Annotated in this window: 22 protein-coding genes; 2 read left to right on the top strand and 20 right to left on the bottom strand. The window is 61.8% G+C overall.

Annotated features, from left to right (window positions below):
- Nucleotides 1–101: 101 nt before the first annotated feature.
- Nucleotides 102–950 carry an IclR family transcriptional regulator gene (locus IB257_RS19450; protein WP_082401217.1) on the top strand — a complete coding sequence of 283 codons (849 nt, stop codon included), beginning with the start codon at nucleotides 102–104 and terminating at the stop codon, nucleotides 948–950.
- A gap of 108 nt (nucleotides 951–1,058) precedes the next feature.
- Here IB257_RS19450 and dsbD read toward each other — a convergent pair whose 3' ends face one another.
- Nucleotides 1,059–2,948 (bottom strand): protein-disulfide reductase DsbD, encoded by a 1,890-nt coding sequence (dsbD, locus tag IB257_RS19445; protein WP_156337431.1) that lies wholly within the window; start codon nucleotides 2,946–2,948, stop codon nucleotides 1,059–1,061.
- On the bottom strand, nucleotides 2,948–3,295 hold the full coding sequence (gene cutA, locus IB257_RS19440) for a divalent-cation tolerance protein CutA (protein ID WP_054457254.1): 348 nt from the start codon (nucleotides 3,293–3,295) through the stop codon (nucleotides 2,948–2,950). The genes dsbD and cutA overlap by 1 nt, the downstream gene beginning before the upstream one ends.
- A 122-nt stretch (nucleotides 3,296–3,417) precedes the next feature.
- On the opposite strand from cutA, the gene IB257_RS19435 reads away from it, so the two are divergent.
- The gene (locus IB257_RS19435) at nucleotides 3,418–3,855 is read left to right on the top strand and encodes an HIT family protein (RefSeq protein WP_054457256.1); all 438 of its coding nucleotides are present in this window, start codon (nucleotides 3,418–3,420) and stop codon (nucleotides 3,853–3,855) included.
- Nucleotides 3,856–3,929: 74 nt separating this feature from the next.
- Here IB257_RS19435 and rplQ read toward each other — a convergent pair whose 3' ends face one another.
- From rplQ to rplN, 18 genes are all read right to left on the bottom strand, one after another.
- Nucleotides 3,930–4,322 (bottom strand): 50S ribosomal protein L17, encoded by a 393-nt coding sequence (gene rplQ, locus IB257_RS19430; RefSeq protein ID WP_006389635.1) that lies wholly within the window; start codon nucleotides 4,320–4,322, stop codon nucleotides 3,930–3,932.
- A gap of 184 nt (nucleotides 4,323–4,506) precedes the next feature.
- Nucleotides 4,507–5,493 (bottom strand): DNA-directed RNA polymerase subunit alpha, encoded by a 987-nt coding sequence (rpoA, locus tag IB257_RS19425; RefSeq protein WP_006216514.1) that lies wholly within the window; start codon nucleotides 5,491–5,493, stop codon nucleotides 4,507–4,509.
- 215 nt (nucleotides 5,494–5,708) lie between these two features.
- Nucleotides 5,709–6,332 carry a 30S ribosomal protein S4 gene (gene rpsD / locus IB257_RS19420; RefSeq protein ID WP_054457258.1) on the bottom strand — a complete coding sequence of 208 codons (624 nt, stop codon included), beginning with the start codon at nucleotides 6,330–6,332 and terminating at the stop codon, nucleotides 5,709–5,711.
- An 11-nt stretch (nucleotides 6,333–6,343) separates the two neighbouring features.
- Entirely contained in the window at nucleotides 6,344–6,745 is a 402-nt protein-coding gene (gene rpsK, locus IB257_RS19415; protein ID WP_006216516.1) for a 30S ribosomal protein S11, read from the bottom strand.
- Between the two features lie 15 nt (nucleotides 6,746–6,760).
- Nucleotides 6,761–7,126 (bottom strand): 30S ribosomal protein S13, encoded by a 366-nt coding sequence (rpsM, locus tag IB257_RS19410; protein ID WP_008168996.1) that lies wholly within the window; start codon nucleotides 7,124–7,126, stop codon nucleotides 6,761–6,763.
- A 43-nt stretch (nucleotides 7,127–7,169) separates the two neighbouring features.
- Nucleotides 7,170–7,283, bottom strand: coding sequence for a 50S ribosomal protein L36 (rpmJ, locus tag IB257_RS19405; protein WP_003806928.1), 114 nt, complete (start codon nucleotides 7,281–7,283; stop codon nucleotides 7,170–7,172).
- A 34-nt stretch (nucleotides 7,284–7,317) separates the two neighbouring features.
- Nucleotides 7,318–7,536, bottom strand: a complete 219-nt coding sequence (gene infA, locus IB257_RS19400; RefSeq protein WP_003806927.1) for a translation initiation factor IF-1 — start codon at nucleotides 7,534–7,536, stop codon at nucleotides 7,318–7,320.
- 8 nt (nucleotides 7,537–7,544) lie between these two features.
- Complete coding sequence (gene secY / locus IB257_RS19395; protein ID WP_013397001.1) at nucleotides 7,545–8,870, bottom strand: preprotein translocase subunit SecY; 1,326 nt, start codon at nucleotides 8,868–8,870, stop codon at nucleotides 7,545–7,547.
- Between the two features lie 14 nt (nucleotides 8,871–8,884).
- A complete protein-coding gene (gene rplO / locus IB257_RS19390) occupies nucleotides 8,885–9,325 on the bottom strand; it encodes a 50S ribosomal protein L15 (protein WP_059379401.1) in 441 nt (146 codons plus the stop codon).
- 9 nt (nucleotides 9,326–9,334) lie between these two features.
- The gene (rpmD, locus tag IB257_RS19385) at nucleotides 9,335–9,520 is read right to left on the bottom strand and encodes a 50S ribosomal protein L30 (RefSeq protein ID WP_006216520.1); all 186 of its coding nucleotides are present in this window, start codon (nucleotides 9,518–9,520) and stop codon (nucleotides 9,335–9,337) included.
- 3 nt (nucleotides 9,521–9,523) lie between these two features.
- A complete protein-coding gene (gene rpsE, locus IB257_RS19380) occupies nucleotides 9,524–10,045 on the bottom strand; it encodes a 30S ribosomal protein S5 (RefSeq protein ID WP_013397003.1) in 522 nt (173 codons plus the stop codon).
- Between the two features lie 15 nt (nucleotides 10,046–10,060).
- Complete coding sequence (gene rplR / locus IB257_RS19375) at nucleotides 10,061–10,426, bottom strand: 50S ribosomal protein L18 (RefSeq protein WP_054457260.1); 366 nt, start codon at nucleotides 10,424–10,426, stop codon at nucleotides 10,061–10,063.
- Nucleotides 10,427–10,447: 21 nt separating this feature from the next.
- Nucleotides 10,448–10,981: a 50S ribosomal protein L6 gene (gene rplF, locus IB257_RS19370; protein ID WP_054457262.1), complete on the bottom strand. Its 534-nt coding sequence runs from the start codon at nucleotides 10,979–10,981 to the stop codon at nucleotides 10,448–10,450.
- A gap of 12 nt (nucleotides 10,982–10,993) precedes the next feature.
- Nucleotides 10,994–11,389: a 30S ribosomal protein S8 gene (rpsH, locus tag IB257_RS19365; protein WP_006216525.1), complete on the bottom strand. Its 396-nt coding sequence runs from the start codon at nucleotides 11,387–11,389 to the stop codon at nucleotides 10,994–10,996.
- 10 nt (nucleotides 11,390–11,399) lie between these two features.
- Nucleotides 11,400–11,705: a 30S ribosomal protein S14 gene (rpsN, locus tag IB257_RS19360; protein WP_006216527.1), complete on the bottom strand. Its 306-nt coding sequence runs from the start codon at nucleotides 11,703–11,705 to the stop codon at nucleotides 11,400–11,402.
- 12 nt (nucleotides 11,706–11,717) lie between these two features.
- On the bottom strand, nucleotides 11,718–12,257 hold the full coding sequence (rplE, locus tag IB257_RS19355; RefSeq protein WP_054457265.1) for a 50S ribosomal protein L5: 540 nt from the start codon (nucleotides 12,255–12,257) through the stop codon (nucleotides 11,718–11,720).
- 12 nt (nucleotides 12,258–12,269) lie between these two features.
- On the bottom strand, nucleotides 12,270–12,590 hold the full coding sequence (gene rplX, locus IB257_RS19350) for a 50S ribosomal protein L24 (protein ID WP_006389623.1): 321 nt from the start codon (nucleotides 12,588–12,590) through the stop codon (nucleotides 12,270–12,272).
- Between the two features lie 11 nt (nucleotides 12,591–12,601).
- Nucleotides 12,602–12,970: a 50S ribosomal protein L14 gene (rplN, locus tag IB257_RS19345; RefSeq protein ID WP_006216531.1), complete on the bottom strand. Its 369-nt coding sequence runs from the start codon at nucleotides 12,968–12,970 to the stop codon at nucleotides 12,602–12,604.
- Nucleotides 12,971–13,052: the final 82 nt, after the last annotated feature.

The following is a 13,052-nucleotide window of genomic DNA, read 5'->3' as shown; positions in this document are numbered from 1 at the left end:
CCTTCTTATTCTTTCGACTGTAGAGAACGCGTTTGATAATGTCAATATGGTTCACGATTAGCGAAAGTACTAACATAGGCAATCTCATTCGATAAAAGAAAATGGCCACCAGACCCAGCTCCGGCAAGCGCAATGCCGATCACGCTCCTGCCTCGCCGCCGCGCAGGCGCGGCATCCAGTCCATCGAAGTCGGCGGCAAGATTCTGCTGGCGCTGCTGGAACACTCGTCTTCGTTGCCGCTGGGCGCGCTGGCCAAGGCCGCCGGCATGTCGGGCGCCAACGCCCACGCCTATCTCGTCAGTTACGGCAATCTGGGCCTGGTCAGGCAAGACCCGAACACCGGCGAATACGAGTTGGGGCCGCTCGCGCTGCAGCTGGGGCTGGCGGCGCTGCACCGGCTCGATCCCATCAAGATCGCCATCCCCATGACGCGCGAGTTCGCCGAAAGAACCGGACAGACCATCGCCATCGCGGTGCTGGGCAACCTGGGGCCAGTCATCGTTCACCTGCACGAATCCAACTACCCCATCCACGTCAACATGCGCACCGGCACGGTCATGTCGCTGACCAACACGGCGACGGGCAAGGTGTTCGCAGCGCTGCTGCCGCCCAAAAAAATAGAAAGCCTGCTGCATGAAGACCATCTGCGCCTGGGCGCCGTGCCTTCTTTGGGCAAGACAGAAAAGTTCGAACGGACCCTGCGCGAAGTCCGCCAGCGCGGCGTCGCGCGCGCCATGGGCGACCCCATTCCCGGCATCAACGGCCTGAGCGCCCCCGTGTTCGACTCCAACGGCAACGTGGTGCTGGTGATCACAGCCATCGGCGCAGCCGGCGTGTTCGACGTGCGCTGGACCAGTCCGTTGATCGATGACATCAAGCGCTGCGCCGACGCCATCTCAGCTGAACTGGGCTGGCAGAACCACGACGTGCGCGCGACGCGCCAGGGCTAGCGTCCGCAGAACAGAAAGGCCACGCGGCAAAAAAAGGCCGCTGCACGGTCGGTTCCATGCAGCGGCCTTTTGTATGGCGGATCACGCTTGCGGCAAAGCCGCGCGCGTTCAGCGCAGCAGGACCTTGTCCAGCGATTCAGTAAAGCGCTTGGCGTCCTGGAAGCCCACCACGCGCGCCTCGGGCAGCTCCTTGCCACCCGGTTCGAAGAACATGATGCCCGGCGGGCCGAACAGGCGGAAGCGCTTGAGCAGCGCGCGGTCATCGGCGTTGTTCGCGGTCACGTCGGCCTGCACCAGCAGCATGCCCGACATGCGCTGCGCAACGCCCGGATCGGTAAAGGTGAAGCGCTCCATCTCGCGGCACGACACGCACCAATCGGCGTAGAAATCCAGCATCACCGGCTGACGGCTTTGCGCCAGCAAGGCGTCCAGTTCCGCGTTGTTGCGCACGCGGGTGAAGTGCACCTCGCCGCTGCTGGCCGCCGCGCCCACGGGCGCATCGCCGCGCGCCGCCAGGTGCGACAACGGCTGCAGCACGTCGCGTCCGCCACTGGCTGCGCCGATCAGCCAGGCCGCGGCCGCCAGCGCCAGCAACAGGCCCACACCCTTGCCGAACATGCGCGCAGCGCCCGCGCCATCGGGCAAGGCATCGAACGCCCGCAGCATCACGGCGGCAACCACGGCCAGGAAAGCCCAGCCCGTCATCTGCACCCAGGTCGGCACTACCGGGATCAGCATCCACCAGGCGGTCGCCAGCAAGAGCATGCCGAACAAGCGCTTCACGCCGTCCATCCAGGGACCGGCCTTGGGCAGCAAGGCGCCCGAGGACGCCCCCACGATCAAGAGCGGCACGCCCATGCCCCAGGCCATTGCGAAGAGCGCCGATCCGCCCAGCACCACGTCCCCGGTCTGCGAGATATACAACAGCGCGCCCGCCAACGGCGCGGCCACGCAGGGGCCGACGATCAGCGCCGACAAGGCGCCCATCACCAAGGCGCCGGTGTAGCGCCCGCCCGGAATGCGCGCCGAGCGCTGCGACAGCCAGCCCTGGATGCCGGCAGGCATCTGGAACGTGAAGGCATCGAACATGGCCAGCGCCAACACAGCCAGCAGGATGGCGAACAGGGTCAGGATCCAAGGCGTCTGCAGCCAGGCGGCGAGTCCGGCCCCGCTCAATCCGGCCGCCACGCCCAGCGCGGTGTAGACGACGGACATGCCCAGCACATAGGTCGCGGCCAGAGCCAGGCCGCGGCCGCGCGACGGCTTGGCCTGCGCGGCCCCGCCGAGCACGATGGAGGACAGGATGGGAATCATGGGCAACACGCAGGGCGTGAATGCCAGCAACAGGCCCAGCACCAGGAACACGCCGGCGGTCTTTACCCAGCCCAGGCCGCCCAGGGCGTCGGCCAGGCCGGTGTCGCCCGCGTTGACCAGCGCGCCGAGCCCGCTGGATGCGCCAGACGCGGCGGCCGGGATTCCTCCCGGTCCAGCCAGTGCATAGCCACCTGCCACCGGCGTGAGTTTCACGCTGCTGTCCATGGGCGGGTAGCACAGCCCCGCATCGGCGCAGCCTTGCGCGGTCAGGGTCAGGGTGAAGGGCTGTCCGCCCGCAGCCACCGGCACGCGGATCACCACGTCCTGGTGGAAGACCTCCATGTCCTTCTCGAAGGTCGGGTCGTACTTGACCTCGCCCTTGGGATAGACGGCTTCGCCCAGCTTGGCGGCGCCGATGGGACTGATGGTGATGCCGAAGCGCTCGCGGTACATGTAGTAGCCGGGCGCGACGCGGTAGCGCAGTTCCAGCGTTTCAGGCGCCACCATCTCGGCGCTGAACACGAAGGCCTTCTCGGGCTCCAGGAACTCGGCCTCGGCGCGCGCGGCAGCCTGCCAGCCCAGCAACAGCAGCATCATGGCCAACAAGGCCAGCCACTGCCTGAAGAAGGCGCGCGGCGCGCGGGACTCGCGCCGGAGCGCGCCGATACCGACTAGTTGCAACATCAGTCTCTCTTGTTCTGCGTGACGGCCGTCTGTTCACGCACCCAATCCAGATAGGGCGCCGCGCCGCCAATGACAGGCAGCACGATGATCTCGGGCACATCGTAGGGATGCATCTGCGCCAGGGCCTGCACTACGGCCTGGTGGCGCGCGTATGTGGTCTTGATGTGGATGGGGATTTCTTCCGCCCCTTCGACCTCTCCTTTCCACATGTAGATGGACAGGCCCGGCGCGCCAAGGTTCACGCAGGCGGCCAATCCGTCTTCGACCAGGACATGCGCAATCCGCTTGGCCAGCAGCAGGTCGGGCGCATTGCTGATGACCAGCACAACGTCGTCATCTCGCAACATGGAGGCTCCTCGGGATACCCGTATGGGACGTAACTCGGGGTATTTTATCGGTATTGCGGCCATCGTCCGGATCCGCCGGGCCTGAACGCGCCGCCATGCCACCCGCACCCACCGAGGCACGCATGTCCGATAACTGCCTGTTCTGCCGCATCGCCCGTCACGAAATCCCCGCGCACGTGGTCCACGAGGATGAACGCCTGCTGGCCTTTCTCGATATCCACCCGGTGCGCCCCGGGCATGTGCTCATCATCCCCAAGCAGCACTATCCCTATTACGAGGATATGCCGGCCGACCTGGCAGGCAGCATCCTCAACCTGGGCCAGAAGCTCGGACGCCACATGAAGCGCCTGTATGACGTGGAACGCGTGGGCTTCGCCTTCACCGGCATCCACGTGGCGCATGCGCACGCCCACGTCATCCCCATGCATCACCCGCAGGACGTCACGTCCACCCAATACATCGAGCAGCAGGACCTGACCTTCAAGATGCCGCCGCAGCCCGCGACCGAGGCGCTGGCCGCAACGGCGGCGCAACTGCGTAGCGAGCTGCACGCCTCGTAGCGCGCGGCGGCCGCACAAAAAAAAACAAGGGCGGGTCCGAAGACCCGCCCTTGTCGCTTATCGAGCTACCGAAATTATTCGGCGCTGTCCTCAGCGGCTTCATCGACTTCCGGACGGTCAACCAGTTCCATGAAAGCCATGGGAGCGTTGTCGCCTTGACGGAAGCCCATCTTCAGCACGCGGGTGTAGCCGCCGTTACGGGCCGCGTAGCGCGGGCCGATTTCGGCGAACAGCTTCACCACCGCATCGCGATCGCGCAGACGGGCAAAAGCCAGACGCTTGTTCGCGAGCGTGGGCTCCTTGCCCAGCGTGATCAGGGGTTCGATGACGCGGCGCAATTCTTTCGCCTTCGGCAGCGTGGTCTTGATGGCTTCGTGGGTGATCAACGAAACGGCCATGTTGCGGAACATGGCAAGACGGTGACTGCTGGTGCGGTTGAGCTTACGCAAGCCATTACCGTGACGCATGATAAGTTTCCTTTGAATCTAAAGATGGCGTCAGCCATCGGGTTGCCGGCTCTTCTATCAACCTGCAATCAGGCCGCGGTCCGGTAGAAAACGGTGCATTTTACGACGGTTTCGCAAACTGGCTGGCGCGAGGCCGGCTGCCTGCGGGAACCGCCCCTTTCCAGAGGCGGCACCCTTTCAAGACTTAGGGACGCTCCAGGCCCAGGGGGGGCCAGTTTTCGAGCTTCATGCCCAGCGTCAGGCCGCGTGCGGCCAGGACTTCCTTGATCTCGTTGAGCGACTTGCGACCCAGGTTCGGGGTCTTGAGCAGCTCGTTTTCGGTACGCTGGATCAGGTCGCCGATGTAGTAGATGTTTTCGGCCTTCAGGCAGTTGGCCGAACGCACGGTCAGTTCCAGGTCGTCGACCGGGCGCAGCAGCACCGGATCGATCTGCGGCGTGCCGCGGACCGGGGCTTCGTACGAATCGCCAGCGCCTTCCAGGGCAGCGAAGACCGAGATCTGGTCCATCAGGATGCGAGCCGACTGGCGCACCGCTTCCTCGGGCGAGATAACGCCGTTGGTTTCGATGTCCAGGACCAGCTTGTCCAGGTCGGTACGCTGTTCCACACGGGCGCTTTCAACCGCGTAGCTCACGCGGCGGACCGGGCTGAACGAAGCGTCCAGAACGATGCGGCCGATGGTGTGGGTGCGGTCTTCCGACAGCGCGCGCACGTTGCCCGGCACGTAGCCGCGGCCCTTTTCAACCTTGATCTGCATTTCCAGCTTGCCTGCATCCGTCAGGTTGCAGATGGCATGGCCGGGGTTGATGATCTCGACGTCGTGCGGCAGCTCGATGTCGCTGGCCAGCACGGTGCCCGCGCCGGTCTTGCGCAGAACCAGGGTCACTTCGTCGCGATTGTGCAGCTTGAAGACCACGCCCTTCAGGTTCAGCAGGATGTCGACGACATCTTCGCGAACGCCCGGGATGGTCGAGTATTCGTGCACCACGCCCGTCATCTGGACTTCGGTGGGCGCGTAGCCGGTCATCGAAGACAGCAGGATGCGGCGCAGGGCGTTGCCCAGCGTGTGACCGTAGCCACGCTCGAACGGCTCCATCACGATCTTGGCATGGTGCGTGCCGACCGGTTCGACTTCAATGGAGCGCGGCTTCAGGAAACCTTGAGTGGACATTTACTGTGTTCCTTTTCAATACCCTCGGCTCGTTACACCGATAAGGCTGATGGACAGGGTGAAACTTGAAATGCGGACGGCGCGAAAAACACCGGCCAATACTTACCGCAAAGCCCGCTCCGCCTGAAGGCGGAAAGCGGGCTGCTGCGGGACGTGCAAACGGGTCGCGAGACCAGCTCGCCGGCGCATTGCGAAGGTAGCGCCGGCAGGCCTGATTAACGCGAGTACAGTTCGACGACCATCGATTCGTTGATGTCGCGAGCGACGTCAGCGCGATCGGGGGCCGACTTGAACGTACCGGTCAACTTGGTCGTATCGACTTCCACCCACTGGGGGATGCCGATGCTGGTGGCCAGGTCGAGCGATTCCTTAATGCGGCCTTGCTTCTTGGCCTTTTCGCGGACCGACACGACGTCGCCAGCCTTGACCAGCATCGAAGCGATGTCAGCCGTGTGGCCGTTCAGTTCGATGGCGCGGTGGCTCACCAGCTGGCGAGCTTCGGCGCGGGTCGAGCCGAAGCCCATGCGGTAGACGACGTTGTCCAGGCGCGATTCCAGCAGCTGGATCAGCGTTTCGCCGGTGTTGCCACGGCGACGCTCGGCTTCAGCGAAGTACTTGCGGAATTGCTTTTCCAGCACGCCGTACATGCGCTTGAGCTTTTGCTTTTCGCGCAGCTGCAGACCGTAGTCGGAAGTGCGGGCACCCGAAGTGCGGCCGTGTTGGCCAGGCTTGGAATCCAGCTTGCACTTGGAATCCAGCGAGCGGCGGGCGCTCTTCAGGAACAGATCAGTACCCTCGCGACGCGAGAGCTTGCATTTGGGTCCAGTATAACGAGCCATGTGGATTCCCTTTAGATACGACGACGCTTCGGCGGACGGCAGCCGTTGTGCGGAACGGGCGTGATGTCGGCGATGGACGAAATCTTGATGCCCAGCGCGTTCAGAGCGCGGACCGACGATTCGCGGCCAGGGCCGGGGCCCTTGATGCGCACTTCCAGCGTCTTGATGCCGTACTCCAGCGCAACGCGGCCAGCCGTTTCAGCAGCGACCTGCGCGGCGAACGGGGTCGACTTGCGCGAACCCTTGAAGCCAGCACCGCCCGACGTGGCCCACGACAGCGCGTTGCCCTGACGATCGGTGATGGTGATGATGGTGTTGTTGAACGACGCGTGAACGTGCGCGATGCCGTCCGAGACGTTCTTCTTGACCTTTTTGCGCACGCGCGAAGCGCCGCTGGTGGAAGCTTTCGCCATAATCCAGTTCCTCGATTATTTCTTCAGGGACGCAGCAGCACGACGCGGGCCCTTACGGGTGCGGGCGTTGGTGCGAGTGCGCTGGCCGCGCACGGGCAAACCGCGCTTGTGACGCATGCCGCGGTAGGTTCCCAGGTCGATCAAACGCTTGATCGAGAGCTGTACTTCACGACGCAGGTCGCCTTCAACCGTGAACAAACCAACATGTTCGCGGACGCGTTCCAATTCAGCGTCGCTCAGATCCTTGACCTTTTTGTCAAAGGGTACGTTTGCCGCTTCGCAAATCTTGCGAGCGCGCGTACGACCGATGCCAAAAATGGCGGTCAGGCCGATCTCGGCGTGCTGTTGCGGCGGAATGTTAATGCCAGCAATACGGGCCATGACTGTTCCTTGAATAAATCCGTTGCGTAGTCGCTAACCCGAGTTAGCCTTGACGCTGCTTGTGACGCGGGTCGGTGCAGATAACGCGCACCACGCCGTGACGTTTGATAACTTTGCAGTTGCGGCAGATCCGCTTAACCGATGCCATTACTTTCATGGTTGACTCCTAATTTTCCGTAATCCGGTTCCGCTCATTTGGAGCGGAAAACTATCCTGGCTCGCGTCAGGTCATAGGGCGTGAGCTCCACTGTGACCTTGTCACCCGGCAGGATCCGGATGTAATGCATACGCATCTTGCCGGAAATATGGCCCAACACCACGTGGCCGTTTTCGAGCTTGACGCGAAATGTCGCGTTCGGGAGGTTCTCAAGAACCTCACCTTGCATCTGAATGACGTCGTCCTTGGACATTCTTTTGCTTACCGCATCGGCAAACCCGCGCCCTTGAAGTTAGCCTTCTTGAGCAACGAGTCGTACTGGTGAGACATCATGTAGGCCTGAACCTGCGCCATGAAATCCATCGTCACCACCACAATAATCAACAGGGACGTACCACCGAAGTAGAAAGGAACGTTCCAGCGCATCACCAAGAATTCCGGCAACAGGCACACCAACGTGATGTAGATGGCACCTGCGAGCGTCAGACGCATCAGGATCTTGTCGATGTAGCGCGCTGTTTGTTCGCCCGGACGGATGCCCGGAACAAACGCACCACTCTTCTTCAGGTTGTCCGCCGTTTCGCGGCTGTTGAACACCAGAGCCGTGTAGAAAAAGCAGAAGAAAATAATCGCGACCGAGTACAGCGTGATGTAGAGCGGTTGACGAGGCGACAGGGCCGCAGCCAGGTCGCTAAGCCAGCGCATGTTCTCACTGCTGGAGAACCAGCTCGTGATCGTGGCCGGGAACAGAATGATCGACGATGCGAAGATCGGCGGAATCACCCCTGCCATGTTCAGCTTCAGCGGCAAATGCGAGCTTTGACCACCGTAGACCTTGTTGCCGACCTGACGCTTGGCGTAGTTCACCGTGATCTTGCGCTGTCCGCGTTCCACGAACACCACAAAAGCGGTAACCAGCACCACCAGAGCCACGATGAACAGTGCCGAAAGCACGGACATCGAGTTGGTGCGGACCAGGTCCAACAGTGCAGCCAGCGCCGCGGGCAGACCCGCAACGATACCTGCGAAGATCAGGATGGAAATCCCGTTGCCCAGACCACGTTCCGTGATTTGCTCACCCAGCCACATGACGAACATGGTGCCGGTGACCAAGGTCACGACGGTCGTAAAGCGGAACAGCATGCCCGGATCGATCACCAGTCCCTGCTGGGACTCCAACGCTACCGAAATGCCCACAGCCTGCACCAGCGCCAGCACGACCGTGCCGTAGCGGGTGTATTGGGTGATCTTCCGACGGCCGGCTTCGCCCTCTTTCTTGAGCGATTCCAGCGACGGCACCACCACAGACATAAGCTGCATGATGATGGATGCCGAAATGTACGGCATGATCCCCAGGGCAAAAATCGAGAAGCGCGAGAGCGCCCCGCCCGAGAACATGTTGAACAGGCCCAGGATCCCGCCCTGGTTCTGACGGAACAAGTCCGCCAGCGCATCCGGGTTGATGCCCGGCACGGGGATGTGTGTACCCAAACGGTAAACCACCAGGGCGAGCACCAGGAACACGAGGCGGCGCTTCAGATCGCCGTACCGTGCTCCGGTTTTGCCCAATGCCTGCGCGTTAGCCACTCGTCACCTCGTGATCAAGCAAGCGAGCCGCCCGCGGCTTCGATGGCGGCGCGAGCGCCGGCCGTCGCGGTAATGCCCTTGAGCACGACCTTGCGCGAGAGTTCACCCGACTTGATGACCTTGGCGAAACGAACCGCCTGGCCAATCACGCCAGCGGCCTTCAGCACTTGCACGTCGACTTCGTCGATGGGCAGGGCTTGCAGGTCCGACAGACGGACTTCGGCGTACAGGTGCTGACCGAGCGGGGTGAAACCACGCTTGGGCAGGCGACGCTGCAGCGGCATTTGACCGCCTTCGAAGCCAACCTTATGGAAACCGCCCGAACGCGACTTCTGACCCTTGTGACCACGGCCGGCGGTCTTACCCAGACCCGAACCGATGCCACGGCCGACGCGGCGCTTGGCGTGCTTGCTGCCCTCAGCGGGCTTCAGCGAATTAAGTTGCATATCCGACATGGTGATTCCTTAGGCTTCCGAGACGGAAACGAGATAATCCACCTTACGGATCATCCCACGCACCTCGGGCGTATCGACCAGCACGCGGCTGCTGTTGATACGGCCCAAGCCCAAACCGCGAACCGTGTCACGGTGCGATTGCTTGGTACCGATCACCGAGCGCACGAGGGTCACTTTGATCTGCTTCTGAGCCATGATTTACCCCAGGATTTCTTCGACCGACTTGCCGCGCTTGGCAGCAACATCAGCCGGGGTCATGGAGGCGCGCAGGCCGTTCAACGTGGCGCGAACCATGTTGTAGGGGTTGCTCGAGCCCAGGCTCTTGGCAACCACGTTACGCACACCCATCACATCAAAAATAGCGCGCATCGGGCCGCCGGCGATAACGCCGGTACCTTCAGCAGCGGGCGAGATCAGCACGGTAGCGGCGCCATGCTTGCCAACCACGGTGTGGTGCAGCGTGCCGTTCTTCAGAGCGACCTTGAACATGCCGCGACGGGCCTGTTCCATAGCCTTCTGAACGGACACCGGCACTTCACGCGCCTTGCCCTTACCCATGCCGATGCGGCCATCGCCATCGCCAACCACGGTCAGCGCGGCAAAGCTCATGGTGCGACCACCCTTGACCACTTTGCTCACGCGGTTGACCGCGATCATCTTTTCGCGGAGGCCGTCATCGTTCTCTTTTTCCGCGGCGTTCTTGCCTTGTACTTTAGCCATTTGACAGATCCTCGCTTAGAACTTCAGGCCGGCTTCACGCGCGGCATCGGCCAGCGCTTTCACGCGGCCATGGTAACGAAAGCCCGAGCGATCGAAAGCGACCAGTTCAATACCGGCAGCCTTGGCCTTTTCGGCCACGCGCTTGCCGACCAGCGACGCAGCGGCTTTGTTGCCGCCCTGACCGGACTGGCCGGACAGTTGCGCGCGCACTTCGGCTTCGACCGTCGAGGCGCTGACCAAAACGCGATCGCCTTCCGGCGAAATGATGTTGGCGTAGATGTGCTGGTTCGAGCGGAAAATCGAGAGGCGATGAACGCGCAGCTCGTTGATCTTCCGGCGGGTCGGAACCGCACGACGCAAACGGGAAACTTTTTTGTCCATGATTCGTCCTTGCGTGCGCCGTTATTTCTTCTTGGTTTCTTTGATGACGACGCGTTCGTCCGAGTAACGCACGCCCTTGCCCTTGTAGGGTTCGGGTTCGCGGTACGCGCGGATTTCAGCGGCCATCTGACCGACGACTTGCTTGTTGGCGCCCTTGATGACGATTTCCGTCTGGGTCGGGCACTCGGCCTTGATGCCGGCCGGCAACTGGTGCAAAACGTCGTGCGAGAAACCGAGCTGCAGCTTAACGGCGTCGCCTTGGATCGATGCGCGGTAACCCACGCCGACCAGGGTCAGCTTGCGCTCGAAGCCCTTGCTCACGCCCGTGACCATGTTGGCCACCAGAGCGCGCACGGTACCCGACATGGCGTTGGCGTGACGGCTGTCGTTGGCGGCGGCAAACGTGAGCTTGCCGTTGTCCAACGCAATCGTGACGTCGCCGGTCAGGGCTTGGGTCAGGGAGCCCAGCGGGCCCTTGACGGTGATCTGATCCTGCTGGATGTTGGCTTCAACACCCTTGGGCAGTTCGACCGGATACTTAGCGATACGTGACATTCGAATTTCTCCTTAGGCCACGTAGCACAGCACTTCGCCGCCGACGCCGTTGGCGCGAGCCTTACGGTCGGTCATGACGCCGCGCGAGGTCGAAACGATAGCCACGCCCAGGCCGTTCATGACCTGAGGAATGCTGGTACGGCCCTTGTAGATACGCAGACCGGGGCGCGAAACGCGTTCGATGCGCTCGATGACCGGACGGCCAGCGTAGTACTTCAGGGTGATCTCGAGCTCAGGCTTGGCCTGGGTGCCCTTGATTTCAAAGCTGTCGATGTAGCCTTCGTCCTTCAGCACAGCGGCAATGGCCGCCTTCAGCTTCGAGGAGGGCATGCTCACCGTAACTTTGTCCACTTGCTGCGCATTGCGAATGCGGGTCAGCATATCGGCGATGGGATCGCTCATGCTCATATTGTTTCTCCTACCAGCTGGCCTTGGTGATGCCGGGGATTTCACCCTTCATCGCCATTTCACGCAGTTTGTGGCGCGTCAGGCCGAACTTGCGGAACACGCCGCGCGGACGACCGGTGACCACGCAACGGTTACGTTGACGCGTCGGGTTGGCATTGCGCGGCAGCTGTTGCAGCTTGAGCCGAGCTTGGTAACGTTCTTCGTCGGTCTTCGACTGGTCGTCGATGATCGCCTTCAACTCAGCGCGCTTGGCGGCGAACTTGTCAGCCAGCTTGGCGCGCTTGATGTCGCGATTGATGAGGGAAAGTTTAGCCACGTCATCAGCCCCTTAGTTACGGAACGGGAAGCTGAAGGCCGTCAACAGCGCCTTGGCTTCTTCGTCGGTCTTCGCGGTGGTGGTGATGCTGATGTTCAGCCCACGCAGCGCGTCGATCTTGTCGTACTCGATTTCGGGGAAAATGATCTGCTCTTTCACCCCGATGTTGTAGTTGCCACGGCCGTCGAACGCACGACCCGAGATGCCGCGGAAGTCGCGCACGCGAGGCAGCGCAACCGCCACCAGGCGATCCAGGAATTCGTACATGCGTTGACCGCGCAGCGTGACCATGCAACCGATCGGGTAGTTTTCGCGGATCTTGAACCCGGCGATAGCCTTCTTGGTCTTCGTCACGACGGGCTTCTGGCCGGCGATCTTGGTCAGGTCGCCAACAGCGTGCTCGATGACTTTCTTGTCCGACACCGCTTCCGACACACCCATGTTCAGGGTGATCTTGGTGATGCGCGGCACTTCCATCGTGCTCTTGTAGCCAAACTTGGCTTGCAGGTCGGCAGCGACCTTGCTCTTGTAGAGATCTTGCAAACGAGACATGTCTATCGCCCCTTACGCCTTGGCGCCGACAACGGCACCATTGGAACGGAACACGCGAACCTTGCGGCCTTCGACTTCTTGCACGCCGACGCGATCGCCACGGCCGGTGGCCGGGTTGAACAGCGCGACGTTCGAGATGTGAATCGGCATGGTCTTTTCGACAATCCCGCCCGGGTTGTTAGCCATCGGGTTGGCTTTCACGTGCTTCTTGACGACGTTGACGCCTTCGACCAGAACGTGGTCGGCATCGACGCGCGCCAGCACGGTACCGCGACGCTTCTTGTCGCGGCCGGTCAGGACGATGACTTCGTCGCCTTTACGAATGTTGTTCATCGTAGGGCTCCTTACAGCACTTCCGGGGCCAACGACACGATCTTCATGAACTTCTCGGTACGCAGTTCACGCGTAACGGGTCCGAAGATGCGGGTGCCGATGGGCTCCAGCTTGGCGTTGAGCAACACGGCGGCATTGCCACCGAAACGAATCAGCGAACCGTCTTTACGGCGCACGCCCTTGGCGGTACGAACCACCACGGCATTGTAAATTTCGCCTTTCTTGACGCGTCCGCGCGGAGCCGCATCTTTGACGCTCACCTTGATGATGTCGCCGATACCGGCATAACGGCGCTTGGAGCCACCGAGCACCTTAATGCACATGACATGACGCGCACCAGTGTTATCGGCCACATCCAGCGTGGTCTGCATTTGGATCATGATTTTTCCTGTTCCAACTTAACTGGAAATACGGTTTTCCCAACAAGGGAACACTGCAATTCCTGCCAGTTTTGGTCCCGTC

The organism is Achromobacter sp. ACM03, from assembly GCF_014851665.1.
In the GTDB taxonomy this organism is placed as follows: Bacteria; Pseudomonadota; Gammaproteobacteria; order Burkholderiales; family Burkholderiaceae_B; genus Achromobacter; species Achromobacter aegrifaciens.
The sequence above is the reverse complement of the archived record's forward strand: the minus strand, read 5'-3'. Positions and strand labels throughout refer to the sequence as shown.